This window comes from Saccharopolyspora terrae, from assembly GCF_004348435.1.
Taxonomy (GTDB): Bacteria; Actinomycetota; Actinomycetes; order Mycobacteriales; family Pseudonocardiaceae; genus Saccharopolyspora; species Saccharopolyspora endophytica.
In genome coordinates this window covers 1-26000 of record NZ_SMKS01000073.1, presented here as the reverse complement: position 1 = coordinate 26000, position 26000 = coordinate 1, and the positions used below count along the sequence as shown (strand labels likewise).

The 26000-nt window shown below is 70.5% G+C and carries 22 protein-coding genes; 4 read left to right on the top strand and 18 right to left on the bottom strand.

Annotated elements, in window-relative coordinates; translation table 11 throughout:
- Positions 1 to 297: 297 nt before the first annotated feature.
- Both E1181_RS26950 and E1181_RS26945 read right to left on the bottom strand, forming a co-directional pair.
- The gene (locus tag E1181_RS26950; RefSeq protein ID WP_408010733.1) at positions 298 to 504 is read right to left on the bottom strand and encodes a DUF397 domain-containing protein; all 207 of its coding nucleotides are present in this window, start codon (positions 502 to 504) and stop codon (positions 298 to 300) included.
- Between the two features lie 10 nt (positions 505 to 514).
- Positions 515 to 1351 carry a DUF5753 domain-containing protein gene (locus E1181_RS26945; protein WP_132679020.1) on the bottom strand — a complete coding sequence of 279 codons (837 nt, stop codon included), beginning with the start codon at positions 1349 to 1351 and terminating at the stop codon, positions 515 to 517.
- Positions 1352 to 1475: 124 nt separating this feature from the next.
- Between E1181_RS26945 and E1181_RS26940 the strand changes: the two genes are divergently transcribed.
- On the top strand, positions 1476 to 1694 hold the full coding sequence (locus tag E1181_RS26940; protein ID WP_132679018.1) for a hypothetical protein: 219 nt from the start codon (positions 1476 to 1478) through the stop codon (positions 1692 to 1694).
- Here E1181_RS26940 and E1181_RS26935 read toward each other — a convergent pair whose 3' ends face one another.
- From E1181_RS26935 to E1181_RS26905, 7 genes are all read right to left on the bottom strand, one after another.
- Positions 1695 to 2102 (bottom strand): VOC family protein, encoded by a 408-nt coding sequence (locus E1181_RS26935; RefSeq protein ID WP_132679016.1) that lies wholly within the window; start codon positions 2100 to 2102, stop codon positions 1695 to 1697.
- A complete protein-coding gene (locus tag E1181_RS26930; RefSeq protein WP_207922339.1) occupies positions 2099 to 2962 on the bottom strand; it encodes a helix-turn-helix domain-containing protein in 864 nt (287 codons plus the stop codon). The genes E1181_RS26935 and E1181_RS26930 overlap by 4 nt, the downstream gene beginning before the upstream one ends.
- Before the next feature lie 122 nt (positions 2963 to 3084).
- Entirely contained in the window at positions 3085 to 3342 is a 258-nt protein-coding gene (locus tag E1181_RS26925) for a hypothetical protein (RefSeq protein ID WP_132679012.1), read from the bottom strand.
- 18 nt (positions 3343 to 3360) lie between these two features.
- Positions 3361 to 4458, bottom strand: a complete 1098-nt coding sequence (tal, locus tag E1181_RS26920) for a transaldolase (protein WP_132679025.1) — start codon at positions 4456 to 4458, stop codon at positions 3361 to 3363.
- Between the two features lie 62 nt (positions 4459 to 4520).
- Positions 4521 to 5882, bottom strand: a complete 1362-nt coding sequence (locus E1181_RS26915) for a hypothetical protein (RefSeq protein WP_132679011.1) — start codon at positions 5880 to 5882, stop codon at positions 4521 to 4523.
- Positions 5882 to 6976, bottom strand: a complete 1095-nt coding sequence (locus E1181_RS26910) for a baeRF2 domain-containing protein (protein WP_132679009.1) — start codon at positions 6974 to 6976, stop codon at positions 5882 to 5884. Before E1181_RS26910 ends, E1181_RS26915 begins: the two co-directional genes overlap by 1 nt.
- 218 nt (positions 6977 to 7194) lie before the next feature.
- On the bottom strand, positions 7195 to 10275 hold the full coding sequence (locus E1181_RS26905) for an amidohydrolase family protein (RefSeq protein ID WP_132679007.1): 3081 nt from the start codon (positions 10273 to 10275) through the stop codon (positions 7195 to 7197).
- 305 nt (positions 10276 to 10580) lie between these two features.
- Between E1181_RS26905 and E1181_RS26900 the strand changes: the two genes are divergently transcribed.
- Both E1181_RS26900 and E1181_RS26895 read left to right on the top strand, forming a co-directional pair.
- A complete protein-coding gene (locus E1181_RS26900; protein ID WP_132679005.1) occupies positions 10581 to 13484 on the top strand; it encodes an arabinosyltransferase domain-containing protein in 2904 nt (967 codons plus the stop codon).
- A 207-nt stretch (positions 13485 to 13691) separates the two neighbouring features.
- The gene (locus E1181_RS26895; protein WP_132679003.1) at positions 13692 to 14126 is read left to right on the top strand and encodes a DoxX family protein; all 435 of its coding nucleotides are present in this window, start codon (positions 13692 to 13694) and stop codon (positions 14124 to 14126) included.
- Between the two features lies 1 nt (position 14127).
- On the opposite strand, the gene E1181_RS26890 is transcribed toward E1181_RS26895, so the two are convergent.
- The 6 genes from E1181_RS26890 to E1181_RS26865 form a co-directional block, all read right to left on the bottom strand.
- Positions 14128 to 14823 (bottom strand): DUF899 domain-containing protein, encoded by a 696-nt coding sequence (locus E1181_RS26890; protein ID WP_132679001.1) that lies wholly within the window; start codon positions 14821 to 14823, stop codon positions 14128 to 14130.
- A gap of 111 nt (positions 14824 to 14934) precedes the next feature.
- Positions 14935 to 15663, bottom strand: coding sequence for an Rv0361 family membrane protein (locus E1181_RS26885; protein WP_132678999.1), 729 nt, complete (start codon positions 15661 to 15663; stop codon positions 14935 to 14937).
- Positions 15664 to 15809: 146 nt separating this feature from the next.
- Complete coding sequence (locus E1181_RS26880; protein WP_132678997.1) at positions 15810 to 17804, bottom strand: neutral/alkaline ceramidase; 1995 nt, start codon at positions 17802 to 17804, stop codon at positions 15810 to 15812.
- An 83-nt stretch (positions 17805 to 17887) separates the two neighbouring features.
- Positions 17888 to 18646: an SDR family NAD(P)-dependent oxidoreductase gene (locus E1181_RS26875; protein ID WP_132678995.1), complete on the bottom strand. Its 759-nt coding sequence runs from the start codon at positions 18644 to 18646 to the stop codon at positions 17888 to 17890.
- Between the two features lie 21 nt (positions 18647 to 18667).
- Positions 18668 to 20194, bottom strand: coding sequence for a class I adenylate-forming enzyme family protein (locus E1181_RS26870; protein WP_132678993.1), 1527 nt, complete (start codon positions 20192 to 20194; stop codon positions 18668 to 18670).
- 325 nt (positions 20195 to 20519) lie between these two features.
- Positions 20520 to 21794, bottom strand: coding sequence for a NupC/NupG family nucleoside CNT transporter (locus tag E1181_RS26865; protein ID WP_207922338.1), 1275 nt, complete (start codon positions 21792 to 21794; stop codon positions 20520 to 20522).
- Positions 21795 to 22099: 305 nt separating this feature from the next.
- On the opposite strand from E1181_RS26865, the gene E1181_RS26860 reads away from it, so the two are divergent.
- Positions 22100 to 22588, top strand: a complete 489-nt coding sequence (locus E1181_RS26860; protein WP_132678991.1) for a MarR family winged helix-turn-helix transcriptional regulator — start codon at positions 22100 to 22102, stop codon at positions 22586 to 22588.
- Between the two features lie 4 nt (positions 22589 to 22592).
- On the opposite strand, the gene E1181_RS26855 is transcribed toward E1181_RS26860, so the two are convergent.
- From E1181_RS26855 to E1181_RS26845, 3 genes are all read right to left on the bottom strand, one after another.
- On the bottom strand, positions 22593 to 23396 hold the full coding sequence (locus E1181_RS26855; protein WP_235877073.1) for a siderophore-interacting protein: 804 nt from the start codon (positions 23394 to 23396) through the stop codon (positions 22593 to 22595).
- A gap of 219 nt (positions 23397 to 23615) precedes the next feature.
- Positions 23616 to 24554, bottom strand: a complete 939-nt coding sequence (locus E1181_RS26850; RefSeq protein WP_132678989.1) for a terpene synthase family protein — start codon at positions 24552 to 24554, stop codon at positions 23616 to 23618.
- Complete coding sequence (locus tag E1181_RS26845) at positions 24551 to 25585, bottom strand: hypothetical protein (protein WP_132678987.1); 1035 nt, start codon at positions 25583 to 25585, stop codon at positions 24551 to 24553. Before E1181_RS26845 ends, E1181_RS26850 begins: the two co-directional genes overlap by 4 nt.
- Between the last annotated feature and the right edge of the window lie 415 nt (positions 25586 to 26000).

Here is a 26000-nt window from a genome sequence, read left to right as displayed (position 1 = left end):
GGCCAGACCCCGCCCCTTCGCCGGCCTCACCACCACCGCGAACGGGTGCCTCCTCCTCGCCGCCAACGGCGAAGGCACGGTCCAACTCCTCACCCCGCACGAGCAGACCCCGCAACACCGCACCTGAGCAGGGCTTGTCGAATTTCGCGCGAAATTCGAGTGCGAACTTTCGCGGTCGAATTTCGCGCGAAATTCGAATCCCCGCCTCGGAAGCCCGCTGTCGTGCGTCACTGGACCAGGTGGTCTGGGTATGAGAAACGCCCCGTGGGAGCGGGGCGTTCTCTCGTGGGCGCGGGGTCAGCGGTCGAAGCGACCGGCCTTGATCGCGTCGACGAAGTGCTGCCACTGCGGGGCCGTGGTGGTGAAGTGACCGGCGGTGCGGTTCTTGGTGTCGCGGACCGCTGCTCCGGCGTCGGAAGTCCGGCCGACCTCCACGCAGTTCTGCGCCCCCTGGCTGCGACTGGACGTCCGCCAGCCCGTGACCGACTGAGACGGGCGCATCATCACCACTCCACTAGGCCAGTTCTTTGATCCTCCGATCCAGCATCTTGACCGAGGCTCGGTCGGACGCTGCGATCATCCGCAGGGTATCGAACGCTTTCACGTAGCGATCGGTATGGGCGGGTTTGTCGAGGTAGTCACCGCTCGTGAGCGCTTCGGTGTAAACGAAGGTCGCCGACGGCTCGTCCAGGTGCAACAGCGTCCAAGACGACCCGAGCGCGACGTGCTCTCCCGCGTCGAAAGGCAGGACCTGCACGGTGACGTTCGGCCGCGCCGCCGCTTTTCGAAGGTGCTGGAGCTGGTCGCGCAGCACGCCTCGACCACCGACCTGCCGGAAGAGAGCGGCTTCGCCGACGACGCACCACAGTTGCGGTGCGTCCTCACCGAGCACGCGATCCGCCCTGCGCACCCGTTCAGCCACGGCCGGTTCGACGTCCTGGGTCTCGTCGAGAGGGTTGGACAACGAAGCCCGCGCGGTGTGCTCCGTCTGCAACACGGGCGGAATCACCTCGGGGTCGTAGTACTTGATCTCCGCTGCTGCGCCTTCCAGGGCGACGTAGGTGGCCGCCCAGTCCGGGACCCTGGCGGGCTGGTCCCTGCGGCGGGCTTCCTTGGCGAGGGCTCGAAGGCGGTCGGCTTCGGCCTGGTCGTCGAGGCCGAAGAGCCGGACGAGTTCGTTCACCTCGGCTGCGGAGACCGTGAGGTTGCCGGACTCGACCTTCTGGAGCTTGCCGACGTACCAGTCGAGCGTCTCGTTGATCTCCTTGGACTTCACGCCCGACCTCTCGCGCATCGCGCGGAGCATCAACCCGACCTGCACACGCCGGACCGCCGGCCACGTCTTCGACATGGATCTGGATCTTGCACCAGTCCGATACCGGCAATCAAGCAGATCAACCTATTGGGTTATCGCGAGTTGCAATTGCAGTTCGCTACCTTGCAGCCCAAGCTGATCACGAGCGAGAGGACTGGGGATGCACACCGAGCAGGCGCAGCGGCACTTCTGGCTTCCGATACCCAACGAGAACGTACCGGGCGGCTTGCGGCACGCGTTCCGCGGAGCCCGCTGGGAGGGCCTCGCCTCAGCCGAGGCGGTGTGCGGCGACCTCGTCGCCATGGCCCAGCCCAGCGAACTCGACTGGATCTACTTCCCCACCTGCGCGGAGTGCAACTCCCGCCTCAAGGGCGAGTGATCACGGGCGGGGTTCGCCTCGGTAGTAGCCGAAGGACCAGAGGTTGCCCTCCGGGTCGCGGACCCCGAACTCGCGGTTGCCGTACTCCTGATCGGCGATCTCCCGGAAGATGTCCGCACCCGCCGCGCGCACGCGTTCGCAGAGCGCGTCGGGATCGTCGGTCACCACGTACATCCCGGCCGTTCCGGGTTGGCGGGACCAGTCGTTGCCGGGCTGGTAGGAGCCGAGCATGATCCCGCCGCCCTCGGGCCAGTCGAGCTGGGCGTGAGCGACCAGATCTCCGTCGGTGTAGGCGGCGGTCTTGATGAAACCGAGTGTGTTCACCAGGAAATCGATGAGCGCGGGTGCGTCGTGCGCTTGCAGCGTTGCCCACACCGTGGGTGCGGGTCTGGTGTTCGTCGTGGTCATGGGGGAAATTCTTCCGCCCGCTGACCGGCACCGGCTTGGATGTTTCGGAGCTCCGCGGCGATCCACCGGCTCGGGCTCGACCCGGCGTACTGGTTGAAGTCGCGCACGAGGTGCGAGTGGTCGTAGTAACCGCACGAGTGCGCCACGGCCGAGAGGTCGAGCGGAGCCCCAGATCGGACGGCGCGGGCGATGCGCTGACGAGCGTGCTCGAAGCGCATCAACCGCGACGCCGCCTTCGGCGAGACGCCGAGCTCGGCCTTGAACAGCGACGTCAGCTGCCGCTCGCCGAGGTGGACGTGCCGGACGAGGGCGCTCATCGAGCCGGTGCCGCGGTGCCAGGCGATCCACTTCCACGCCTCCAGCACCTCCGGACGCACACCCGAGGTCACCTCCGCGGTGTTCGCGCGCAGGTAGGTGGCCAGGGCGGCGAACCGCTCGGGCCACGAGGTCAGTTCGGCGAGCCGCTGGCGCAGGTCCTCGACACCGCTGCCGAGGACCTCCCGCGCGTCGATCGCCCGATCCCGCAGCTCACCGGCCGGAACACCGACCATCCGGCGCAACGCCAGCGGGCGGACCGCCAGCTGGATGCCGCTCTGCACCCTGGGCTGGGCGATGTAGGCCGGGCGGGTGTGCAGGCCGCCGAGCACCACGTGAGTGCTCTCGGCGTCGTCGCCGGAGGGCTCGAAACCCGAGATCACCGGCTCGTCGAAGGTCAGCACCAACGTCAACGCGGGTGACGGCATCCCCACGTGCCGGCACGGCCGGTCCAGGCGGGAGCGGTAGCCGACCGCCGAGACGACGGCGTCGGGCAGCAGCCGCCCGCCCTGGACGAACCGCCACTCCTGGTCCTGCTCGGTCACCTCGCCCATTGTCCGCCCGCCACCGACAATCGCCCGCTGGGTGCTGGTTGGTTAGCAGTAGCCGCTGTTTCAGGTGTGCGACTCAGCCCGCACCGCCACGCTAAACGAGCCCTGAACAGCCCTTAGTCGGTTTCCGGGCGTTCTTCGGCGATGCGCTCGTCGAGCGTCCGGCCCTCGCGCTGGTCGCGCGGCGTGGGGCGATCGCGGGAAGTGGCCGACCAGCCTTCGGGCGGTTCGACGCCGCGCTCCAGCGGGTCGGTGCCGAGCTCGTCCTCGTCGAGGTCTTCGGCCGACTGCAGGTTGGCCGGGTCCTCCGGGTCCTGCGGGTCGGGCTCGGTCTCGTTGGGCGTGGGTGTGGAAGCATCCACGGGATCAGACATCTCATCCTCCTCTGTGGACTACCCGAGCCGATCGGCGACGGTGCCGAGGAGTTCGGTCCAGGACTTCTCGAATTTGTCGACGCCTTCGGTCTCCAGGGCGGTGAAGACGTCGTCGAGGTCGATGCCCGCGGCGGCGAGGTCGTCGAAGACCTTCTGCGAGGCCTCGGCGGTGTCGCTGACCAGGTCACCGCGCACGTCAGCGTGGTCGGCGGTGGCCTGCAGCGTCGACTCCGGCATGGTGTTGACCGTGTTCGGCGCGGCGAGCTCGTCGACGTAGCGGGTGTCGGAGTAGGACTTGTCCTTCACCCCGGTCGAGGCCCACAGCGGACGCTGCGCCCGAGCACCCTCGGCCTGCAGCGCCTTCCACCGCTCGGAGGAGAAGACCTCCTGGTAGGCGGCGTAGGCCAGGCGGGCGTTGGCGATCGCGGCCTGCCCGCGCAGCGGGTGGCCCTCCTGCATCGCGTCCAGCCGCTTGTCGATCTCGGTGTCCACGCGGGAGACGAAGAACGACGCCACCGACTCGATCGAAGCGAGGTCGTGGCCGTTGGCCTTGGCCTGCTCCAGACCGGCGAGGTAGGCGTCCATGACGGCCTTGTAGCGCTCGACGGAGAAGATCAGGGTCACGTTGACGCTGATGCCCTCGGCGATCACCTTCGTGATCGCCGGCAGGCCCGCCACCGTGGCCGGGATCTTGACCATCAGGTTCGGCCGGTCCACGGCCTTCCACAGATCGATCGCCTCGGCGACCGTCTTGTCGGTGTCGTGCGCCAGCCGCGGGTCGACCTCCAGCGACACCCGCCCGTCGACACCACCGGTCTGCTCGTAGACGTCGCGGAAGATGTCCGCCGCATCGCGCACGTCGTCGGTGGTGATGATGCGGGCGGCCCGGTCCGTGGTCACGCCCGCCTTCGCGAGCTCCTCGAACTGCTCGTCGTACTCGGGTTCCTTCGACAGCGCGCTGGCGAAGATCGTCGGATTGCTGGTCGCGCCCACCAGGCCGTACTCCTGGATGAGCTCGTCGAAGCCCCCGGACAGGATCCGGTTGCGCGACAGGTCGTCCAGCCAGATCGACACGCCGACGTCGGTCAACGCCTTCAGGTTCGCATTCGCCACCAGGCGTCCTCCAATCCATTCGAGCTCTCCACGGCCTACCCGCTCAACCCTCGCGCCATGCGTGCTCACAGGCGCACGTTCGACCCCCGGAGCAGCGATTCCGCTTCGTGGAACGACATCTTCGGCAGCTCGTCGCGCGCGGGGACCCGGGTGAGCGCCCGGTGGGCGCGGACCAGACCCGCGAAGTCCCTCGGGTAGGCGGCCGGATCGGCTCCCAGCACCGTGCCGAACCGGCGGGCGCGACCGACGAGGTGCTGCCACGTCTCGATCGGGGTGAGCCCGATCGACTCGGTGCCGTGCGAGAACAGCATCATCCGGATCTCGTCGTAGGACACCGAGTCCAGGTGCTCGCGCAGGGTTCTCGGCGAACTCCCCGCGTTGAAGGTCAGCCAGAACGGCACCGAACCCGTGCGCAACGCCCAGTGCGGTTCCAGCAGCAGGAAGGTCTCCACCAGCAACCGATCGGTGGGCGCGTCGTTGGCGGCGTACCAGTCGCGGTGCAGCTGCGCCACCGCCGGGCTCAGGTCCTCGGGGTGCGCGAATCGCAGTCTGCGCACCGGGAAGCCCAGCGCGTCCAGATCATCGAGGAGCTCCGGCTCGAAACCCCACTCGGCCTCCGGCCGCCGTTCGTCCGGCTGCGGCGGGTTCCAGGACTCGTGCTCCGAGCCGTAGCTGCGCAGGAACTCGCGCACGCGCGGCCCACCGGTGAAGTACTCCTGCTCGTCGGCTCCGCCGAGCGCGCCGAACTGGAACACGTGGCGCTCATCGACCCTGGTCACCGGCCAGTCCAGCTCGCACTCCGAGGTGACCACGACGCCGTCCGGAGCCAGGTGCTCGCGGATGAACCGCCGGTAGGCCACCGGCAGCCGCCGCCACTTGACCCGGAAGTAGGACATGCCGGCGATCATCAGCCGGTCCTGGTTCGGGTCGTGCATGTGGTGCAGCACGAGTTCGGGGTTCGTGCGCAGCAGCTCGCGTCCCGGATGCCGCCCGGCCTCCAGCTCGGCCGCAGGGTCGTCGCGGTCCACGCCGCGGCGCCGGACCGGGATCAGCAACGTCTGCGGCAACCACGGCGCGTCCAGCGCGGCGGCCAGGTGCATCAGCGCGCCGTTGGAGGAACCGATGAACACCACCGGATATCGGCGACGCGGGTAGTGGTCGACGATCCACTCCGCGAGGTCGTCGGCGTCGATGTCGGCGAGCCGGCCGGGTGGAACCGCCTCGCTGACACCGCTGACCGCGTACACCTGATCGGCCAGCGAGGTCGGCAGCCGGTTCACCCCGCCCAGCAACGCCGAGATCACCGGCACCGCCGCGCGCGGAGCCGCACCCAGCGCGGGCGCGTCCTGCCCGGACAGGCAGTGCGACAGCGCGCGCAGCATTCCGGTCGCCGAGTCGAACGAGGCGACCGCGCGACTCGGCCGCATCACGTCGCCCGGTACCGCAGGACCGCGCCGATGCCACCGGTGAGATCGATGGTGCCGGGCTCGATGATCACCAGATCAGCACCGGTCCCCGCCAGTGCGCGCACCACGGCCGCGCTGGCGGGCGCGTCACCGATGATCTCGCTCCCGGTGTCCTTCAGCGCGCGCTCGTCCGCGGCGAGCTCGGTGGCACCGGCACCGACGTGCAGGTCGCCCGCGTGATCGTCGGCGGTCCACAGCAGCGTGCGGACCTGACCTCGGCGCAGGGCCTCCACGGTGTCCTGCCAACCCTCCACGGCGCGTTCGCCCCGGCCGCTCTCGCGCTGGAACTCCTCGACCACCTCGGCGACCTCCGCGTCGTGCACGCTGCGGGTCACCTCGTGCCGCAACCGCTCCGCCGACTCCTGCCGGGAACCCGGTTCGATCACCAGCTCCTGATCCTCGCCCAGCAGCGAGTGCACCAGGGAGCGCTGCTGGTCCTCACCGGTGAGCACGATCGCCTGCGCGCCCATCTTGCCCGCGCGCTCGACGATCTCACCGGCCACCGCCTCGGCGTTGCGCTTCCAGCGCTCCTCGACGGCCATGTGGAACCGCTGCTGGTTCTCCTGCTCACCGGCGTGGGTCTTGTGCACCGGGTGCGATTCGCCGTCGATGCGGACCCGCTTCATCTCCCCCGAGCCCGAGACCACCGTCAGATCCGCGCCGGTGTGATCGACGTCGGCCACCAGGAACGCCACCCGCGACATGCATCGCCGCAGGTAGGGCATCAGGTGCGGGACCGGGCCGACGTAGGCCTGGTCCTCCACCGGCAGGTCGGTGGGCGGCTCGGGGAGTTCGTCCTGCAGCACCACCTCGGCGCCTTCGCCGACGAGCACCTGCCCGCGCTGGCCGGTCTGCGCGCGGTGTTCGCGCACGTGATCGCCGATGGCTCGGACGGTGGCCTCGTCGGCTCCCTGCTGCTGCAACCGCTCGTGGATCGCTCGCCACCGCAGCTCGATCGCCTTGGCGGCGTCTTCCGCGTCCCCCGAGGTGTCCAGGTAGGCGGTCACGAAGGGACCGGGTCGGTCGTAGACGTGCTGGAGAGTTCCCGTCTCCACGGCTACATCACCCTGTTCTGCTGCACGGGTCGCCCCCGCAACGCGGAGGCCGTGCCCCCGAGAATCCCCGGGTGGTGCGTGCGTTTAAACCAGGCGGCCGACGGCGGCGTGGGCGATGCGGGCCTGCGGGTCGTGCTGGTGCGCGACCTCGTGCACGTGAGCGATCCGATCTGCGCCTCCGGTACCCCGCGACGTCCGCACCCCGCCCGCTGCCGCCGTCACGCGAAGCGCGGGTGCTCGCAGCAGGCGCGGTGGGTCCATTCCGGTTCGTGCCACCAGAACGCCGGGTTGGTCTCCGGGTCGGCTCGGTGCGATCCGGAGACGGGGGCGGTCGCCCTCGTGCCGGGTGCTTCGAAGGGGGCCAGGAAAGCGTCCGCGGTGTGCGCGGCACCGCCCTTGATGACCGTGCGGACCGCCGCTGCGGCGGTGATGTCGGTGAGCGGGTCACCGGCGACCAGGGCCAGGTCCGCGTAGGCGCCGGGGCGGATCTCGCCGAGCTCGCCGGGAAGACCGAGCCAGCGAGCCGGGTTCCGGGTGGCGGTCGTGAGGGCTTCGCGTGGCGTGAAGCCGTGCGCGACCATCGCGCGGAGGTTCATGTGCAACGAGACCGCGATGTTGTCCAGCGGCGAATCGGTTCCCGCGATGACGAACCCACCACCGCGCTGGATGCGCAGCAGCATGTCGACCTGACCGGCCAGCTTGAAGCGGGTGACCTCCCCGTCGGGACCGGCCGCGTCCTCGGCTTCGCCGAGCAGGCGCTGGTACTCCCACGGCGGGAACAGCACCCGCGTCCGCCGGTCCTCGATCAGCGACCGGTCCTGCGCGTACATCCCCGACGAGGTGAACAGCGTTGGGGTGATGGACATCCCGCTGGCGATGAACAGCTCCACGGCGTCGTCGTAGGACCTGCCGAGCTCGTCGCAGGTGTGGGAGTAGCCGAGCCTGTTGGTCGCCCCCGTGTGCTCCATGCCGTCCATGCCCAGATGTGCGGCCGGGTAGACGTAGTGCGAGCTCAGCGGCCTGCCCTGCGCGTGCGCCTCCGCGATCGCCGCCTGCTGCATCCGCACCGGCATGCGCACGTAGGTCTTGACCATGTCGTAGTCCAGCGCGGACGCGCGCCGCATCTCCAGCCGCAGCTGCTCCTCGCTGAGGGTGGGGCGCATGAAGTTGTAGTAGATCCGCCCGCCGTCGATGGCCTCGCCGGTGGCGAAGTACCGCGGCCCGACGCGGTCTCCCGAGCTCAGCGCCTCGCGGGTCTCCTGCATCTGGTAGGCCGGGTCGCCCGGTGATCGGGTCGTCGTCACGCCGTAGGCCAGCCAGGCGCGTCCCTGCCGGTCGCCCCACTGCCGCCCGCGCAGGTGCCAGTGCACGTGGGCGTCGATGAGCCCGGGGATCGCGGTCAGCTCGCGCGCGTCGATCAGGGCACGTCCGTCCTGGGCCGGGAGCACGGCGGCGATCCGCTCCCCCGCCAGCACGATGTCGACGTCGTGGCGCAGCTGCTCGGACGCGCCGTCCCACAGCGCACCGACGCGGACCACCTGGTTCTCACTGGTCCGCGCGGGAGTCCACGTCAGGTCCAGGGGGATCGAGGTGACCTCGCCGGTGCCGATGTGCACCGAACGCAGCTCGCCACCGTTGAGGAACAGCAGGTGATCGGCGTCGCGCCAGCTCAGCGAGTCGGTCAGCTCGGTGGTGACCTGCCGGGGTGCACCGGTGAACGCCCCGGCCGCGTCGACGGCGACGATCCACGCGGTCGACTCCACGACGAACGCGAGGTGCCCGCCGTCCGGGGACCACACCGGGCCGTCGTCGCCACGCGTGGCCAACGACCGGAACGGCATCACCTCGGTGTAGTGCAGCGCCCCGGTTTCCACCTCGACCCGCAGGACCTGGCTGGTCCCCTCGCGGAACCGCGTGCCGTAGGGCTTGACGGCGGCCAGCACCAGGGTTCGCCCGTCCGGCGACCAGTCGGGGCGACCGGGCTGGAACAGCGGCGGTGTCACCTGGCGCGGTGCGCCGCCGGCGAGGTCCGCGACCCACGTGGCACCGTCCTGGTCCTGGTAGGCGATCCGCTCGCCGTCCGGGGAGAACCGGGGCGTGATCGCCGCGCCGTCCACGTCGGTGATGCGCCGCTCCGAGCCGGTCGCCAGGTCGTGCAGCCACAGGTCGGCGGTGCCGGTGCGGTCGCTGCTGTAGAGCAGCTGCCGCCCGTCCGGGGAGAAGTCCGGGTCGGACGCGAAGTAGCCGTCGCCGACCACTTTTCGCGGAGCGCGACCGATCGGCATCACCCACAGCGCGTTCAGCGCGCGGAACGCGACCTGGGTGCCGTCGGGTGAGCACACCGGGCTCGCGATGCCGGTGACCTTCGGCCCGCGCACGCCGGGACGCCGCTTCGGGTAGTCGCGGTGGGAGAGCACCGGAACCGTTGCGGTGAAGGGAACCTCGATGCGCTCCCCGGAAAGGCCACGCCTGCGGATCACTCCGTCGGCGGTGTAGAGCAGTTCGCCGGGGCCGATCCAGCGCGGCGCGAACCCGAAGACGTCCTCGCCTTCGGTCACGGCCTGCCCGTCGACCACCAGGTCCCGCCGGGCACCGGCCAGGCGGACGTAGGCCAACCGTCCGTCGGGAGCGAGACTCGGCCCGTGGAGCGACATCTCGTCACCACTGTCGACCAGCACGCTGACCTGCCCGGACGCGATCTCCACGCGCTCGATCGCGGTGTCGCCGGCGACGTAGACGAGGGCCTTGCCGTCGGGCGCCCAGCTCGGCATCGACACGTCCGGCCGATCCCGGGTGATCTGGCTGATCACCCCGGAACCGAGGTCCATCACGAACACCTGGTAGCCGCCCGCTCGGTCGGAGGCGAACGCAAGAGCTCTTCCGTCGGGCGAGAACTTCGGTTCCCGGTGGTCCTTCCCGCCCGCGGTGAGCTGCCGCAGCCCGGAACCGTCGGCGGCCGTCGTCCAGAGGTGGAAGTTGCCATCGCGGTAGGACTGGAACACGAGGGTGCGACCGTCCGGGGAGAAGTCCGGCTGCGTGGCGTCCTGCAGCTCATCGGTGAGCTTGCGCGCCGCACCGCCGCCGGGTTCGAGCACCCAGATCGCGTTGACCAGGTCGAACGCCACGCGCCCGTCCGGTGCCGCGGCGGCGCCGAGGTTGGTGCCCTGCCGCAGCGTGACACCGGCGCCGTCGGCCAGCGCCACGCGTGGCGGGGCGAACGCGAGGGCCGCTGCCGCACCGGTTCCGGCCTGCAGGGCGCGTCGTCGGGTGAGCCTGAATCGTGAAATCCCCGCTGCCATCGACACTCTCCCGAAGATCCGTCGAAATCCGCGAATCGATCGATCGTCCGCCCGCGGCCGATCACGCACAATCCGCCGACGAGTGAAAACCCGGAAACCGTCCGATCCTGGTGCTCCCACCACCGAGATCGGCGAACTCCGTCGGATTTCGCGCACTCGATCGTGTAGTGCAGTTGACGGGGCGGGCCGTCGATGACTGTGGCGTGGTCGTATCGCAGTCCCCTCCTGCACTGAACCCCTCCACCTCCGCGCACCGCCCGCGCATCCGGCCGACCCCGGCTGATCGCCGAGCGTGGTGGTGCGGCGTGCTCGCGGCGATCACCGTGCTGCTGGGCGTCGCGATCCCCTTCGCGCCGGTCACGGCCTCGGATCCGGTGGTTTCCTGGCCTCAGGCGGGAAAGTTGCCCAGTTCGACGGTCGTGCCGCTGAGCCCGCCCCGCCCGCTGTCGCTGCACGCGACGATCCGCTGCGCCGCGCTGCGGGCCGTCGGCAACGGCGACGTCCTGCGCACTGTTCCGGCGGGGGCGAGCCCGGCCACCGGACTGGCCGTCACCGCAGCCGCGGGCCGGGTTTCGGTGCTCGCCGCCGGAACTCCGCTGCTGGACGAACCGATCCCGGCCGGTGGCTGCGACTACCGCATCGCCGCGACCGCGACCGGCCTGTCCATCACGCGCGATTCCGCACCGGTGGCGCACTTCCCCGACCTTCCGGTGCCCTCGGTGTCGGCGCTGATCACCGCCGCCGAGGGAATGCCGCAGGCGGGCGGGCTGGCGGTCGCGCTGCACACCGACGACCGCTACAACTCCCAGCCCAACGGGCTCAAAACCCTCCTGCTGTGGGCCCATCTGATCGCCCTCGGAGCGACCCTGGTGCTGGCGTGGCGGCACTGGGGACCGGTGCGGATCCCGCGAGCGCGGCCCCGCTGGGCCGACCTCGTCGTCGGCGTCACCGCCGCGTCGTGGGTGCTGCTCGGCCCGGTGCAGTACGACGACGCGTGGTACGTCCTGATGTCCCGCAACGCTGGGGAGTCGGGGTACCTCGGCAACTACGTCTACATGTTCAACGCCACCGAGAACCCGTTCGTGCTCAGCCAGTACCTGATGCAGTTCTGGGGCCAGCTCGGTGAGTTCTCGCTGTGGTGGCTGCGGCTGCTGCCGCTGGCCTACGGGCTGATCACCTGGGTCGCGCTGCGTCGCCTGCTGACCACGACGCTCGGTCGCACCGCCGGCAACCCGTGGGTGCCGTGGGCGCTGGGACTGGCGTTCCTGGCCTGGTGGCTGCCCTACGGAATGACGCTGCGCCCGGAACCGCTGATCCTGTGCCTGACCGCGGTGACGATGCTGCTCGCCGAGACCGCCCGCCGCCGCGAGAGCATCCCCGCGGCGGCCGCGGCGACGCTGGTCGCGGCACTGGCGCTGAGCTGCTCGCCGTCAGGTCTCGTGGCGTGGGCGCCGCTGGTCCCGGCGCTGCCGTGGCTGTGGCGGTGGTTGCGCGACCGCAGCTGGAAGTCGCGCTCGGTGGCGGGGTTGACGGTCGTGGCGGCCGGAACCGCCATCGTGCCGGTCGCTTTCGCCGACGCGACCTTCGGGGACGTGCTCGAAGCGACGAAGGTGCACCGCTGGTACTACGGCTCGTTCGCCTGGTACGAGGAGTGGCGGCACATCGACACCCTGATGACCGGGCCGTGGGCGCTGCGCCTCCCGGTGCTGATGACCCTCGGCGCGGGGCTGCTGGTGGCGCTAGGCCGCGGCCGCCGGACCGCGCCGGGCACGGTGCGCTGGCTGATGCTCAGCAGCGCCGTGGTCACCGCGCTGGCGATGGCGTTCCTGGCGCTGAGCCCCACCAAGTGGGTGCTGCACTTCGGCGCCCTGGCCGCCCCGGCGATCGTGCTGCTGACGACCGCGCTGCTGCGCTCGCCGCTGCCGCGCACCACGGGAGCAGTGGCGAGCATAGCCGGTACGGGCGTGCTGATCGCGGTGGCCGCCGCCGGGTTCTCCGGGCCGAACATATGGAAGCCGTTCAGCGACCGCGGCCAGTCCTTCGGCAACCACCTCCCCGCGTCGCTGTCGAAGATCGAGCTGAGCATGACGGCCCCGCACATCGGGGACGTGTTCCTGCGCGACGCCAAGCTGTGGGTCGGGCTGGCCGTGGCGATCACCGCGTTCGGCCTGTGGCGGCGCCGCCGACGACTGGGCGTGCTGCTGCGCCCGGAGCGCGGCGTGCTGATCGCCACCGCGCTGCTGCTGGTCGTCGGCATGTTCGCGGTGTTCGCCTACGCGCCGTTCCGGCAGGCGCCGGGCTGGACGGTCGCCAGCGGCGGCTTCGAGTTCGCCACCACCGGCCGCACGGCCGGGCTCGCCGACCACGTCCAGGTCCTCGCCGACGCCGACGTCCAGCCACCCGCTCCGGTCGAACCTGCCGTCGTGCGCGGCGATTTCACCACGACCTCGCCGCTTCGGGTGCCGCCATCGGCACCCGGGGCGGTGTGGCACAGCCGCACCGCCCCGCCCACCGGGAAGGGCGCGCTCCTCACCGGCTGGTACCCGGTGCCCGCGACCGGGGACGGCACCCACGTCACGGTCCCGGTTCTCGGCGAGGGGCTCACCGCGCACCGGCTCGAGGTGCAGGCCGACACGCCCTCCGGTGTGGTCGGCCTCCCGCTCAACCCCGACGACGCGCTGGGAGCCCGCCACTGGCAGGAACTCGCGGTGGCGCTGCCGCAGCCGGCGCGTGCGATCCGGGTCGTCGCCGAGCAGCGCGGGCCGTGGCTGGCGGTCGGTGAGCCGCGCCTGACCAAGATCCGGCCGGTCACGACGGTCACCGACGGGCAGATCGTCTTCGCCGACCAGCTCTCGGCGATGCTGTGGCCGGACATCGACCACGCGGAGGTCGCGCACGGCATGACCAACCCGCCGACCGTCCGGGTGAGCGCCGCCGAGCACATCGACCCGGGCGTGCTGTCGAACTCCACGTTCACCGACTGGGGCGGCAACTTCGCCACCAGCGCCCAGACCGCGACCTACGTGCGCGTGGCCTCGGCGCTGCCGGGCGGGCCGGAGACCGCTCCCTGGGGCACCGTCGACCGGATCGTCTACGACTTCCCCACGCGTCAGGTCGACTTCGGGTTCCGGCACCACGACCGCGCGGGCTGGACGCGCCTGCCGACCCTGGCCGGGGAGGAGTACATCGGCCGGAAGTACACGGGGTGAGGGTCCGCCGGCTGAATCGTTCCCGTTTACCAGCTGACGCCGGGCCGCTGACCAGCGGAATCAGGTCGCGGCCACTGGTGCGCACCTGGTCGGCCGTTCGCAGTCAGGGGCGCTTCCGGTTCTGGACAGCCAGCTTGATCACCCTTGACATTAGGCTACCCTAACTCAAGGCTCATCGGGTGTCCGCTTGCACCTGAGGAGTCGCGCATGTCCAGTCTCGACAGGAAAGCAACCACCCTCGCGCCCTACGCTCTCGGCGCCTTCCGGATCGTCGTCGGTGCGCTGTTCGCCAGCCACGGCGCGGCATCGCTGTTCGGCGTCTTCGGCGGCGTCCAGGGAACCGGCGGAGGGACGGTGCCGTTCGGAACCTGGCCCTCGTGGTGGGCCGCGGTGATCCAGCTGGCCTGCGGGCTCCTCGTCGCCTTCGGCGTGCTGCACCGCGGCGCCGCGGTGCTCGCCTCCGGCTCGATGGCCTACGCCTACTTCATCGTGCACCAGCCCGACGGCCTGCTCCCCCTGCAGAACCAGGGAGAGCAGGCCGCGTTGTTCGCGTGGTCCTTCCTGCTCCTGACCTTCACCGGGCCCGGCGCTCTCGCCCTCGGCCGGGCGTTGCGCCGCGCACCGCAGCTCGCCGCTGCGTGAGTCAGGCGTCGGGTCGGCCGTAGCGCTCGGCGACCGTTTCGGAGGACTGCCAGCGGCTTCCGGGGTCCTCGTCGTTCGGCCAGCCCGCCGGGGAGTCCTGCCAGGCCTCACGGCGGCCGTAGGGCAGGGCGTCGATCAGCGCGAAGGTGTGCCCGAGCTGCTCGACGCCCCTGCCCGTGGTGTGCCAGGTGCGGTAGACGGTGTCGCCGTCGCGCAGGAAGACGTTCAGCCCGAAGCCGCCGCCCGGAGGCGCGCCGACATCGGTGCCGAAGGAGCTGTTCGCGGTGGAGTACCAGGGGAACGCGTTGCCGACGCGGCGCTTGTAGGCCACGGCCTCGTCGATCGGGCCCTGGGTGACGATGACGAACCGCGCGTCGTAGTCCAGGAGGAACTCCAGCCGGGTGAACTGCGAGGTGAACCCGGTGCAGCCGTGGCACTGCCACTTCTCCCCCGGGAACCACATGTGGTTGTACACGATCAGCTGGGAGGCGCCGTCGAAGATCTCGGCCAGCGAGACCGGTCCTGCTTCGCCTTCCAGGACGTAGTCGGGCATCCGCACCATCGGCAGGCGGCGGCGCTGCGCGGCGATGGCGTCGAGCTCCTTCGTCGCCGCCTTCTCGCGGGCGCGCAACGCGTCGAGCTCGCGCTGCCAGGTGCCGGCGTCCACGACGGGCGGCAGTGCGTGCGTGGTGGTCATGGTCTCTCCCACGGATGAGTGTCACGGGCGGTCACGAATGCAGACCGCGACCGCCCGTGAAACTCATCGGTGCCCGGTCGCATCGACGACCGGGCACCGAGAAGGGACTGCTCAGGCGCAGAGCTTCCAGTCGCCGTCCTCCTTGACGAGCTTGAGCTCGGCGGCCTGCGGCTGCTGCCCGGGAACGGTGGACTCCATGGTCGCGGTGCCCGTGTCGCCGTTCTCCTGGACCGACTTGACCGTGGTCTTGACCTGCTTGAGCATCTCGAGGTCCTGCGGCTTGGCGACCTTGAGAAACTCCTCCTTCTGCTTCTGCAGCTCCTCGATCTGCGGCATCGCGCTGTTGCAGACCACCGCGCGGTAGTCGTCGGCCTTGACGCTGCGCGGGTCCTGGGTCTCCTTGGTCGACAGCGCCGCGTAGTCCTCGGCGGTCGACTGGGCGGAGCCGCCGCTGAACAGCCAGAAGGCACCGACGGCCACGACCGCGATGACGAGCGCGGAGGCCGCGACCGCGACGATCATGCCGACCTTGCTCTTCTTCTTCGCGGGTTCCTCACCTGACTCGGTGGCCGCGGACGCCTCAGAAGTCTCAGAGGACTCAGCGGACTCGGACGACTCGGAGGTCTCGGCGGCGGGCTGAGCCTTCTCGGTCTGCTCCGCGTCGGGCTCGCCCTGCTCGGCACCAGGCTGCTCGGCGCCCGACTTCTCAGCGCCGGACTCAGCGTCGCCGTGGCCGGCTGCGGAGCTCTCCGAGGGCTGCTCCACTGCCGAGGTCTCGGTCTCCTCAGCGGGCTGCTTCTCGGAGCCGCTCTGGCCGGGCTCGTTCGGCGAAGAGGTCATGAACACCTTCCTGGTTCGGACTTGTCAAGTGCTGTCCCCACGTGTACGCGACCCGAGCCTCGAGTTCCACCCGTGTCGAACTTTGGACTCCGCATTTCCCACGCTGGAACATTACGATTCGACCACGCGCGCGCTCGAACTCGCATTCACGCCACGCGGAAGTCCCGACTGCGTCCGGTGAACGGCGTGATCTCGCCCGAGGCCGCTGCTTTCCAGTCTCCGTTGTGGACGATCCGGTAGCGGCCGGTCGGCACTTCCGCCGGAACGTCCCAGGTGATCGTCGCCGTGGAGGACTCGACACCGCTGCGCTTCCAATGGTACTGGGTGGACCAGTCGCGGTCGTCGGCCACCGGCACCCACCGGCCGTCCACCAGGCGCTGGACCTCGGCGTAGGTGCCGCCGCGGCGCAGGTCGTTCTTGGGGTGCCCGGTGACGAACTCGACCGCGACCCGCTCGCCCCGGTGGTAACCGCTCGCGGGCTCGGCGAGGACGTCGCCGAAGGCGCGGCCGGGAGGCGGGGCGTCGAAGACCACGCCCGGCTGGAAGTTCGGCAGCGTTCCGCTCATGTCGGGCGGAACGGGACCGAGCGGAACCCGCTCCCCCGCGCGCATCGCCGCGGCCAGCCTGGTGAACTCCTGCTGGTAGGCCGGCAGCGTGTAGCGGCCGAAGAGCGTGGAGGCTCCCTCGTACTGCTGGGAATCGTACTCCTCGGGCGTGGTGACGTACTGGCTGTAGGCGTTGGCGTAGCCCTGGATCAGCACGTTCTCCAGCGGGACGCCGAGTTCGGCGGCGACGCTCCGGCGGATCCGCAGCCCGGCGACGATGGTGAACTCCGCGGGTCCGGCGACCAGGTAGAGCTCGCCGATGCGCATCAGCTGCAACGGCAGCACCTGCGGGCACCACGGGTGCGGCAGCATCGCGCCGAAGGGCACCGCGACGGGTTTGGGCGCCTGCTCGTCGGCGAGTTCCGGCGGGATGGGAACGTCCGCTCCCCCGAGCCAGTCCAGCAGCGGGTTGCGGATCCCTTCGCCGATGGGGATTCCCGGTCCGTCCTCGGTGCTGCCGGCCAGCATCGACATCCCGATGGCCGCGGTGCAGGTGCGATGCGTCTCGCCGTCCGGGGTGAATCGTCCGTCCACAGTGACCTCGGAGAGGTCGACGTAGCACAGCGCGGCGTCGACCGGACCGCTCATCGACTCCCGCGCCGAGTCGAAAGCGCTTCGCGCCGCGCGGAATTGGCGTTCGCCGATGATCCGGGTGTTGTCGAACTCGTCGTCGGTCGGGCCGGATCCAGGCTCCAGGTCCAGGTTGGGCGACATGTCCCCGGCGTTGGTCTGGGCGAAGCAGGCCACGAACCCGGCGTCGAGGTGCTCCCAGGCGAACGCCGCGTAACCCTTGTTGTCCGAGCTGATCAGGTGGTTCTCGTTGGTCATCGAGGTGCCGTGGGTGGCGAACCACGTGATCGCGCCGACGTCCCGCCCGCCCTGGGAGAAGCGCAGCACCGTCACCGCCGGGTCGATCGCCTGCGGGAAGTGCCGGGTGTCCTCCGCCGGGTTGAGGTCGAAGGCGCTGCGGGAGCGGTTGACGCTGGCGTCGGTGAGCTCGGCCCGCCCGAGCGAGAGGGCGCCAGGCCGCAGGTCGTCGTGCGCCTTCCCGATCGCCTCGGTGATGCCGTCGACGACGACGTTGAAGACCTGCTCCTGGAAGCCCAGGGTCGCCAGGTCGTACGCGGCGTAGTGCGAGTCTCCCCCGCAGGCGGCGTGCGTGTGGGTCGCGTTGAGCAGCACGTTCTGCTCGGTGTAGAGACCGCCGTAGGTCTCGGCCAGGCGGCGCAGCACCGCCTGGTGCACCGACTGGAACAGCGCGCCCAGCTCGGCGGTCACGAACACCACGCGGTTCGCGCCGTCGTCGACGACGAACGCGCGCGCGAGCGTGCGCAGGTGGATGCCCGCGGTCTGCTGCTGCGGCATGGAGTAACCCATCATGCCGTTCTCAGCGGCCGGACCGGTCACGTCGGCGACCCCGCGCCCGACCCGGTAGCCGGTGGCCTGCTGGCCGGACGCGGGGGTGACGCCGAACATCGTGGCGGCGAACGGTGCGACAGCGGCCGTGGCCAGCACCTGCCTCCTGGCAACGGGCATGAGCCTGCCTCTCGGTGAATGTGACGCGTGTTCACGTTCATGGATGCGGGCACGCTACGCCGATCAACTCGGGCTGCCAAGACTCACTTCGGTGCGAAGCGCTGGCCCGCGTCCAGCCGGAGGCACTGGCCGTTGAGCATCGGGTTGTCGACGATGGCCCGCACCAGCTTCGCGTACTCCTCCGGGCGACCCATGCGCCGGGGGAACGCTGCGTCCTTGACCAGCGCGGCCTTCACGTCCTCCGGAGCTCCCTTCACCAGCCCGGTTTCGAACAGGCTCGGCGCGATGGCCAGCACGCGGATGCCCATCGACCCGAGATCGCGGGCCATGGTCAGGCACATCCCGGCGATCGCGGCCTTGGCCGCGGTGTAGGCGACCTGCCCGACCTGCCCCTCGAAAGCGGCGATCGACGAGGTGTTGATGATGACCCCGCGCTCACCGTCCTCGGGCTCGTTGTCGTTCATGTGCGCCGCCGCCAAGCGGCTGATGTTGAAGGTGCCGACCGTGTTGAGGTCCAAGATCCGGCGGAACGCGTCGAGGTCGTGCGGCCCCTGCTTGCCCAGCGTGCGCTGCGCCATGCCGCCGCCGGCCGTCGTCACGGTGATGTGCAGCCCGCCCAGCTCGGCGACGGCCGCGTTCAGCGCGTGCTCGACGCCGGCGAAGTCGGTGACGTCGACCGGGTGGAACGTGCCGCCGAGCTGCGCGGCGACGTCCTGGCCCGCCGAGTCGGCGAGGTCGGCGATCGCCACCGACGCCCCCTGCGCCGCGAGCAGTTCCGCGCTGGCCCGGCCCATGCCCGAGGCTCCGCCGAACACGACCGCCTTCTTGCCGTTGATCTCCACTGGTGCTCCTCCTCGTCGAGGTCAGCGAACCCGCTCGCGGAGTTCGCGCTTGAGGACCTTGCCCGCCGTGTTGCGCGGGAGCTCGTCGACCACCAGCACCTGCCGCGGGCACTTGTAGCCCGCGAGGTGCGCCGCGCAGAACTCGCGGATCTCGCGTTCGGTGAGGTCGGGCTCGCCGTCGGCTTCGATGACGGCGACGACGCGCTCGCCCCAGAGCTCGTCCGGCGCCCCGACGACGGCGGCGGCCGCGATGCGCGGGTGCTGGTGCAGCACGTCCTCGACCTCGCGGGAGTAGACGTTCTCCCCGCCGGTGAGGATCATGTCCTTGCGGCGGTCGACGATGGCGAAGCGACCCTCGGCGTCCCGCCGGGCGAGGTCGCCGGTGCGGAACCACCCGTCGCGGAACGCCTCCGCGGTCGCCTCGGGCCGGTTCCAGTACCCGGAGAAGACCTGATCACCGCGGATCTCCAGCTCGCCGACCTCGTCGGCGCCGAGCTCGACGCCTTCGTCGTCGACGATGCGCGCCGCCGACAGCAGCATCGACCGGCCCGCCGAGGCCAGCAGTTCCGGACGCCCGGCCGCTGCCGCTCGGTGCCCCTCCGGGCCGTGCGCGAGCGCGTTTCCGGCGAGTTCGGTCATGCCGAACCCGGCGCGGAACCCGGCGTTGGGGAAGCGGGTCAGGGCCTCGCGGAGCGTGGCCACCGGCATCGGCGCCGAGCCGTAGCCGATGCGGGTGATCGAGGTGGTGTCGCAGGCGCCGATGCCGGGGTGGCGCAGCAGCATCTCCAGCATCGTCGGTGCGACCGTGGTGCCGGTGACCCCGTGCCGGTGCACGGCGTCGAGGAAGCCCTCGGTGCTGTACCTGCGCAGCAGCACGACGTTCTCGGCGGCCAGGTGCGCGACGAGCACGTTGTACCCGGCGATGTGGCACAGCGGCCACGGCACCAGCGTCACCGGCCGTTCCTCGGTCGCCCGCGGCCAGCTGAGCACGGCGTTGACCGCGCCCGCGACCACGTTTCGGTGGGTCAGCACGGCGCCCTTGGCGCGCCCGGTGGTGCCGGAGGTGTAGATCAGCCACGCGGGCGAGCTCTCGTCGGCGCCCTCGGGTTCGGTGTCCGGCCGCCCGTCGACCAGGCCGCTGAACGGCGTGGTGCCCGCGACGTCGTCAACGGTGACGACCGTGCGGATCGACGGCACCGCGTCGGCGGCGTGCCGCGCCGGGTCGAGGTACTTCGCCTCGGTGATCAGCACGGTCGGCGCGGCGTCGGCGAGCAGGTCGGCGATCTCGCGCTGCGCGAGCCGGTAGTTCAGCGGCAGCAGCACCATCCCGGCGAGCGGGACCGCGTAGTAGGCCAGCACGTACTCGACGTTGTTCTCGGCGAGCACGGCGATCCGGTCACCGCGCCGGGCGATGCCGGCCAGCCCGTGGGCCAGCCGGCGGACCGCCGCGTGGAGCTCGCCGAACGTCCAGGTGGTGGACTCGAAGGTCAGGGCCGGAGCTCCGGGCGCTCGCCCGGCGGCCAAGGCCACCACGTCGCTGATCAGCATCACGCCTCCCGCGCCCCACCTCGGACACCGGAGGCACCGTACCAAACAATCGCTTGGTTAGGCGATCACGCTCGTCGCGGCAGCACCGCGCGCAGGACGACGGATTACCGCCGTAATCAGGTACCTGAACACGGCGGTAATCCGGGTGACGTCGTCCCTTCACCACGACGACCGGCCACGGCCACCACCACAACACGGATTACCGCCGTAATCAGGCACCCGAGAACGGCCGTAATCCGGTCAGGAACCGCCGCGGCCACCGGGCGCGGGTGTGGTCGGGCGACGGGTTGCCGCCGCGATCGGGTGCTGACCGCGGGGACGGGGCTCAGACCAGGATTCCGGCGATGGTGGCGCTCAGGAGGTTGGCGAGGGTGGCGGCGAGGACCGCTCGGATGCCGTCCTTGGCGATCCAGCTGCGCTTGGCGGGCACGAGACCGCCCAGGCCGCCGAGCAGGATCGCCAGCGAGCCCAGGTTGGCGAAGCCGGTGAGCGCGAAGGTGACGATGGTGGCGGTCTTCTCGCTGAAGTTGCCGACCTGCGGGCCGAAGTCGCCGAACGCCACGAACTCGTTGATCACCAGCTTCTCGCCGACGAAACCGCCCGCGGCGATCGCTTCGTGCCACGGCACGCCGATCACCCACATGAGCGGCGAGAACACGTAGCCGAGGATCTGCTGCAGGGTCAGGTCCGGCAGGCCGAACAGTCCGCCGAGCGCGCCGACGATGAGGTTCAGCAACGCGATCAGCGAGACGAAGGCGAAGAGCATGGCGCCGACGTTGAGCGCCAGCTTGAGGCCGTCGGAAGCGCCGGTGGCCGCGGCGTCGATGACGTTGCGCGGCTTCTCCTCCAGCGCGGGCGCGGCGGTGCCGAAGGCGACCTTCTTGGACTCCTCCTCCTCGGCCACCTCGTCGTCCTCGGACACCTGGGCGTCGTCGGAGCTCGGCTCGTCCTTGGGAGCCGGCATGATCAGCTTGGCCATGAGCAGACCGGCGGGGGCGGCCATGAAGCTGGCGGCGATGAGGTTCTCCAGCTTCGCGCCGAGCATGGCGTAGCCGACCATGACGGTGCCGGCCACGGTGGCCAGGCCGCCGACCATGACCGCGAAGAACTCGGACCTGTTCATGCTCGCCAGGTAGGGGCGCACCAGCAGCGGCGCTTCGGTCTGGCCGAGGAAGATGTTGCCGGTCGCGTTCAGCGACTCCGCCCGCGTGGTGCCCAGCGCCTTCTGCAGCGCGCCACCGATGATGCGCACCACCCACTGCAGGACGTGCAGGTGGTACAGCACCGCGGTCAGCGAGGACACGAAGATGATGATCGGCAGCACCTGGAAGGCCACCACCGTGCCCTCGGTGGGCATGATCGGTCCGACCAGGAAGTCGATGCCCTCCTTCGAGGACTCGATGACCTTGGTGACCCCGGCCGCGACGGCGGCGAGCACCTGCTGCCCCAGCGGCCAGCGCAGCACCACGACGGCGAAGACGACCTGGATCGCCAGCGCGCCGAGCACCGTGCGGAGGTTGATCGCGCGCCTGTTGGTCGACAGCGCCAACGCCAGCAGCAGTACGACGACCATGCCGCCGATGCCCCACAAGACCTGCACTGGTTCCAGCCTTTCCTCGAACCGCCGCGGCAGTCGCGGCGCTGTTGGTCCGGGGGATGCTCGCACGCAGACCCGCGGGCACGCACCCGGGTGGCGAGTTTGTGACTCCGCTAACGGCAGGTCAGGGGAAGGTGATCACTCCACAGTGCACACCAGCTCGCCGCCGGAGAACGCCGCCGAGCGCGGCTGGGTCTCGCCAACCGCGTGCAGAGAAGAGGCTCATCAAGAGATATCTTTCGCTCAAGATGATTGCGTGTAAGATTGTGCTCGGAGCCGTCACCACGTCGGCGAGAACGGAGAGCGCGATGAGTCCGCAGAAGGGAACGGAAGCCGTGGCCCACGAGGTCGATCTGCCCAGCGATGACGAGACCGTCACCTGGTGGGGTCTGGTCATCGAGGGCTACCACACCACCCACAGCCTGATGATGAACGAGATCAGCCAGCGCGTGGACCTAGCCCCGGGCTCGTTCGACATCCTCATCAGACTGCTGCGCTCCCCCGGCCACCGGCTGCCGATGACCCGGCTCGCCGTGGAGGCCGCGCTGAGCAGCGGTGGCTTCACCAAGGTCGCCGACCGGCTGGCCAAGGCCGACCTGATATGCCGCGAACCCTCGGCCGAAGACCGCCGCGTCGTCTACGCGGTGCTCACCGACCACGGCCTGGAGGTCGCCGAGGAAGCGCGCAAGGTCTGCGCCGAGATCCTGCGCGACCGCATCCTCAAGCCGCTCGGCGAACAGCAGTCGCAGAGCCTCGCCGCCGCGATGCGCACCCTGCGCAACGCCAACGCCGCCTGATCGGTCAGCGAGCCGCGGCCTCGGCCTTGTTGAACTCGGCCTTCCACTCGCGGAAGGCCTCCTCGGTGCGGCCGTGGCGCCAGTACCCCGAGATCGACGCCTGGTCGCGCGCCACACCGCGCTCGCGGAACAGGTAGGGGCGGACGCGACGCATGACCTCCTGGGCCTCGCCGTGCACGAAGGCGTGCACGCGGCCCGGCAGCCACTCCAGCTCGCGCACCGCCTTCTCCAGCGCGCCCTCCTCGCCGACGTCCGAGCGGTAGATGAACACGGCCTCTCCGTCCGCGGGCAGCGCCAGGTCGGGCGCCTCGGCGGGCGAGTCGACGAGCATGACCACGCGCACCACGGCGTCGGCCGGCATGCCGGCGAGCGCGGCGGAGATCGCGGGCAGCGCGGACTCGTCTCCGGCGAGCAGGTGCCAGTCGGCCTCCGGGTCCGGCTTGTAGGCACCGCCCGGTCCGTTGACGATCAACCTGTCGCCCGGTTCGGCCTTCGCCGCCCACGGACCGGCCACGCCCTGGTCGCCGTGCATGACGAAGTCGATGGCCATGGTGCCGCTCTCGACGTCCGGGAACAGCGCGGTGAAGGTGCGCACGGTGGGCATGTCCTCGGCCGGGAACGTGCCGCGCATCGCCTTGACGTCCAGCGGCTCCGGGTAGGTCACGCCCTCCTTGGGGAACACCAGCTTGACGTAGCGGTCGGTGTGCACGCTCTCGGCGAAGGCCGACAGGTCATCACTGCGGAACCACAGTCGCCGCACCCGGGGTGTCACCATCTCGGCACCGGTCACGGTCAGGTAGGTCGCCACTCGAACTCCTCAACGCACTCACAAAGACTTAGGTCAGCCTAACTTATCTCTGCGGTATCGCGCAGCACCAACCCGCCCCTTTCAGCGACAGCGTCGGCGTCCCCTCGCACCCGACCTCAACCGGTCACCCGCACCTCACCTGCCCCATCGCTCGCAGGCCACGGCCCGCTCGCCGAGCGGCCTCCCCAGGGGCGGAGGCCGCTCGGCGAGCGGGTTCGGCTACGCGGCCGGGGGTCGGTAGCGGGCCGAGGTGTCCAGCCACGCGGCGTGAGCTCCCGGGATGTGGGCGATGACGTCGGTGAGGTGGCCGATCCGCACCCGCAGCTCCTCGGGCAGGTCCTCCAGCTGATCGCGGACCTCGGCCACGGCCTCGTCGAGCTCCTTCTGCCGTTGCAGGATCTGGTGGCGGACCTCGGTGATGGCTTCGCCCTCGGTGCAGGCGTGGGCCTCGCGCAGCACCGTGACGTAGTTGGTCGGTTCCTCGTTCGCCGATTCCTTGGCCAGGGACCGGATGTCGTTGCACCAGGCCGTGAGGTCGTTGGAGGCGGCGCAGAGCTCCCTCCACGCCTCACCGCTCACCAGCGGTTCGGGAACCTCGGTGCCGCAGGCGGATTCGAGGACGTCGAACATGAACATGCCGTTGGACTCCCGGCGCAGCACCGGGTACTCCTCCGGCGTGGGCAGGGTCCCCGCCGTGCGGTGCGCGATCTGGGTGAGGAACGCGTCGCGGTGCCGGTGCAGGTGGGCGATGACGCGGTCCCGCCACCGCACCGACATCCCCGCCGCCGTGCGCGGCCACAGGTCGGTCATCGCCGACATCAGCGGGCTGCCGACCAGCACCGGCCGCCCCCGCATGAGCGCGGTGATCGCCGCGTAGACCTCGCGCACCGAGTCCGGCGAGCGGTCGGCGTCGTCGTCCTGCTCGTCGTCGAGGTGGAACAGCACCGTGATCCACCGGGCGTAGAGCTCGACGGCCTCCGCCGGGTCGTCCGGCAGCACCATCGCCGTGACCTCGTGGAACCCGGCCCCGCGCAGCCGCTGCTCGTCGGCATCGGTGCTGATCAGGCCGACGCGGGCCGCCCACCGGCACAGCCGATTGCCGAGGGCGGCGACCTCCGGGTGGATGCGGTCGCGGACGGGAAGTCCGAAGTCGCTCACCGGCTCACCCCGCCCGACCGCCACAGCGCGCGCATCGCGAATGCCGTTGTCAGGTAGCGCGATCCGAAGTAGACCTGGAACCGGCCCATCCGGTAGTAGGCGCCGGCCGACCACGAACCGTCGGAGTCCTGAGCCTCGGCGAGCGAGAGCCGTCGCTCGTCCTGACCGTCCTGCACCCCGAGGTTGTCGGCGGCGAGCACGTGCAGCGCGACCTCGAGCGAGGTCTCGCCGGTGGGAAGCTCGGCGAGAGCGCTGCGGGCGGACCCGGTCAGGGTGCTCATCTCCTCGGGGAACCGGGCGCACACCCGCGACAGGGCGTGCAGGAACGCCTGCGGCGACGGGTAGTAGCGGGTGCCCGCCAGCCAGCGCCCGGAGTCCAGGTGGGCGGCCAGGTAGCGGGTGGTGGCGTCGCGGACCGCGCGCTCCTCCATCCGCTCCGGGACTCCGGCCAGGTGCAGGGCGTAGAGGGCGTTGGCGCACACCACCGCGTCGTGCTTGCGGCCCCGGCTCAACGTGCCCGGCTCCTCGCCGTCCTCCCAGTAGACCAGGTACACCCAGGGCCACAGGTCTTCGGAGCCGTCGGGCTCGTGCGAGGCCGCCAGCGACAGCTCGCGCACCGTCGCCTGCAGGTCCGGGACCCGCAGCATCCCGAGTTCGCGCAGGGCGCCGGTGGCCATCGCCGTGCAGTCGGTGTCGGCCGGCAGCCCGCTCTCTGGCAGGAAGCGGTAGCGCCGCCTCCACCGGCACCGCTCGACCTGCTCGAACAGCGGCGCGATCAGCTCGCGGTCGGGCCTGCTGTCGGTGGTGGTGAGCAGCATCAGCGACACCATCGCCGAGAACGCCTCGTCCGCGAGGTCGAAACCCGGGTCCACGCCGAGGGTTTCGGTCAGCTTCCGGCGCGCTTCGCGGCCGGTGAAGCTCTCCTCGAACCGCGGGTCGAAGGACATCTCGACCGACGGAGCACCGCCCGGTCCGATCGACTTGCGCACGTAGTCCAGGGCGCTTTGCGCGGTCTGCTGGAACAGTGTCACGACTGTTGACTCCTCATGGTGTTCGAGGCGGTGGAGATCGACGGCGAGGGCCCGGCGACGACCGGGCTCCCGCCGCCCTCAGGTGTTCGCACTAGGTCGTGTTGGGGAATGCGGCGGTAGCCGCTGTTTCAGGTGTGGGACTCAGCTCGCACCGCCGCGGGTTCTGAGGTGGTTCTCCTGTGAGGACGTGGTGCATTGGCATGCATGAGTCGGCGCGCCCGGAGAAGGAGGGCCGCCTCAGAACCCGCTACCCGCACCGCTGAGCAAACAGTTCCCAAACAGCTCCTAGTAGTGCTTTGTTAGGTGTGGATCTTGGTGTGGGATGATCTTGTTTTGTGAAGCAGGGTGATCTCGCTCGGGTGCGTGGCCGGTTGGAGGAGTTCGCGGCGGAGGTGTTCGCTCCGCTGGCGCGGTC

Bases quoted from the DNA above. Each gene is read 5' to 3' on its own strand.
- E1181_RS26950 (WP_408010733.1), bottom strand. From the start codon at position 504: ATGATGCGCCCGTCTCAGTCGGTCACGGGCTGGCGGACGTCCAGTCGC.
- E1181_RS26945 (WP_132679020.1), bottom strand. From the start codon at position 1,351: ATGTCGAAGACGTGGCCGGCGGTCCGGCGTGTGCAGGTCGGGTTGATG.
- E1181_RS26940 (WP_132679018.1), top strand. From the start codon at position 1,476: ATGCACACCGAGCAGGCGCAGCGGCACTTCTGGCTTCCGATACCCAAC.
- E1181_RS26935 (WP_132679016.1), bottom strand. From the start codon at position 2,102: ATGACCACGACGAACACCAGACCCGCACCCACGGTGTGGGCAACGCTG.
- E1181_RS26925 (WP_132679012.1), bottom strand. From the start codon at position 3,342: ATGTCTGATCCCGTGGATGCTTCCACACCCACGCCCAACGAGACCGAG.
- E1181_RS26915 (WP_132679011.1), bottom strand. From the start codon at position 5,882: ATGCGGCCGAGTCGCGCGGTCGCCTCGTTCGACTCGGCGACCGGAATG.
- E1181_RS26905 (WP_132679007.1), bottom strand. From the start codon at position 10,275: ATGGCAGCGGGGATTTCACGATTCAGGCTCACCCGACGACGCGCCCTG.
- E1181_RS26895 (WP_132679003.1), top strand. From the start codon at position 13,692: ATGTCCAGTCTCGACAGGAAAGCAACCACCCTCGCGCCCTACGCTCTC.
- E1181_RS26890 (WP_132679001.1), bottom strand. From the start codon at position 14,823: ATGACCACCACGCACGCACTGCCGCCCGTCGTGGACGCCGGCACCTGG.
- E1181_RS26885 (WP_132678999.1), bottom strand. From the start codon at position 15,663: ATGACCTCTTCGCCGAACGAGCCCGGCCAGAGCGGCTCCGAGAAGCAG.
- E1181_RS26880 (WP_132678997.1), bottom strand. From the start codon at position 17,804: ATGCCCGTTGCCAGGAGGCAGGTGCTGGCCACGGCCGCTGTCGCACCG.
- E1181_RS26870 (WP_132678993.1), bottom strand. From the start codon at position 20,194: ATGCTGATCAGCGACGTGGTGGCCTTGGCCGCCGGGCGAGCGCCCGGA.
- E1181_RS26860 (WP_132678991.1), top strand. From the start codon at position 22,100: ATGAGTCCGCAGAAGGGAACGGAAGCCGTGGCCCACGAGGTCGATCTG.